Annotated in this window: 1 protein-coding gene; it reads right to left on the bottom strand. The window is 59.6% G+C overall.

Annotated elements, in window-relative coordinates; genetic code table 11:
- Window positions 1-75: 75 nt before the first annotated feature.
- Window positions 76-1,827, bottom strand: coding sequence for an IS1634 family transposase (locus tag ABGB08_RS54430; protein WP_347608427.1), 1,752 nt, complete (start codon window positions 1,825-1,827; stop codon window positions 76-78).
- Between the last annotated feature and the right edge of the window lie 123 nt (window positions 1,828-1,950).

The raw sequence follows: 1,950 nt of genomic DNA, 5'->3' as shown, positions 1-1,950 counted from the left end.
CCGAACTTGCTTGATCTTGCTGGACTGATGCGGGTCTGACCAGGAAGCTCAGCATCCAAGATCAAAAATTAGTGACTACCCGCCGACCAGCGTCATCGGAATCGGAACGTCGAGCAACTCAAACACGCGCCGCTGAGTCGGCGTCGGCATGGTGATTTTCTCAAGCCGCTGACCGGCGAAGTTGACAGTTTCCCGATTAAGAGTTCTCAAATGCTCGATAAGGTTTCGGAAGCTCCGCACTGGAAGGCCGTCTGGAGTGTGTTTCACGGCATCTTTCCTCTTGGCGGAATCCGAACGTCGAGCAGGCTCGATCGGATCGTCGCGATGGGGAATGCGCTCATCGGTGAAGGTGAGTTCGGCGAGCGCATCTCGCAGATGCCAGACAACATAAGAAGCGAGCATGCAGAGCAGCACATGGGCACGGACCCTACCGCCCAGATAATGAAAGACCGGGCGGAGGTCCAGGTCATCGACTTTAATGATCCGGAAGTCACGCTCAACGCTGGCGAGGCTCTTGTACGAGGCGACGACGCCGCCACTGCCGAGCGTTTCCTCTGCCAGGCTCGTCCGGATCACATAAATCCCATCCAGAGACGCCTCGGCCGTGATCTTCTCCTCGTCAAGCCGGTAACCGAACGTGTCATCACCGATTTCCAAGACGAAATGTTTGGCGACCTTGCGCTTGTTGATGATCTTCCCGACTGCGATTCCGATGTCATCCCGCCCGCGGAGCCTCCCCTTTCCCACCCGCGCAACAATCTTGTCAAGATCTCGCACAGTGGCTTGCACCAACTCACCGCGTTTACGGGCGCGCTCATCGGCCAGCACGGGGTTCCTGCAGCAAATCAGCCGTTCACCCGGATAATCCGGATGCGTGATCTCAGCGAAATTCTGAGTATCGAACAGCGACATCTGCAGCGGGCCGTCGTCACAGGCCAGAGCCGCGATGGCGGGAGCACGCAGGGCGGTGACCCAGTCCATGCCGTCCAGCTCACGCAATTCCTTGACCCGCGCTTCGGTGATCATTCCACGGTCTCCGACCATGACCATCCGGTCCAGCCCGAACTTTTCCCGGACGATGGTGACAGCCTCCTTGAACGCCTTGGTATCGGAGGTGTTGCCCGCGCAGAGGCGGATGGCCACCGGCCGGCCCTCCACATCGGTGAGCAGTCCGTATTCGATCTGCTTTCTGCCGCGTTTGCCGTCCCGTGAGTACCCGAATGCGGCCAGCTCGCAGCAACGGCCTTCCAGCCACGATGAGGACAGATCGAACATTGCCACGCCGCCCGGACGCAGATGCCGTCTCGCCAGCGCGGCCTCGATCCCGTCCTGCCGTTCGAGTAGCCAATCCATCGCGGCGTACACCTCATCGGTGCTCGCCCCCGCGACGTTCAAATCCTGGCCCAGCGTGGTATCGTCCCACCATCCCACGGTGGACAATTTCGATTTCGGCCGCACCACCCGGGACAGAATCAGCGCATAAGCCAGATCTCGCTCTCGGCAATCAGGGCCGAGAATCTTCTTCACGCCGAGTTTGGACGCCATGGCGTGCACCGCTGCGACGTCCCCATGCGGAAGCGCGCGTTCGATTTCGAAAACCTCGTCTGCGTCCACGAGGACCGTGCCGGACAGAGCTTTTCGCAAAGCCTCCACCGCACCGCTGGGAAGCATGGAAAGATTGGCCAGCGTTTCTTTCTGCGGGCGGCCGTCTTGATCTCGGAATGAACGGCGCAGCAAATGCCGTTCGTACACGGTGGTTGACCCGTCCGCTGCCGTGTAGCGCCTGCGTGAGGTGTCTACATGCATGGCGCCGTCTCTGTGCTTCACAGAGACGATTCTACTCTGAGGATCTTGGAAGCGCTCAAATTTAGTGACTACAATTTGTGAGGGAGGGGCATCCTTTCCGCAGCTCAGGCAAGCGATACTACGGAGAGTCACAGCAAGCCCGGC

The sequence above is a fragment of the Acrocarpospora sp. B8E8 genome (assembly GCF_039871605.1).
GTDB lineage: Bacteria > Actinomycetota > Actinomycetes > Streptosporangiales > Streptosporangiaceae > Acrocarpospora > Acrocarpospora macrocephala.
This window is presented reverse-complemented; position numbering and strand designations above follow the sequence as displayed.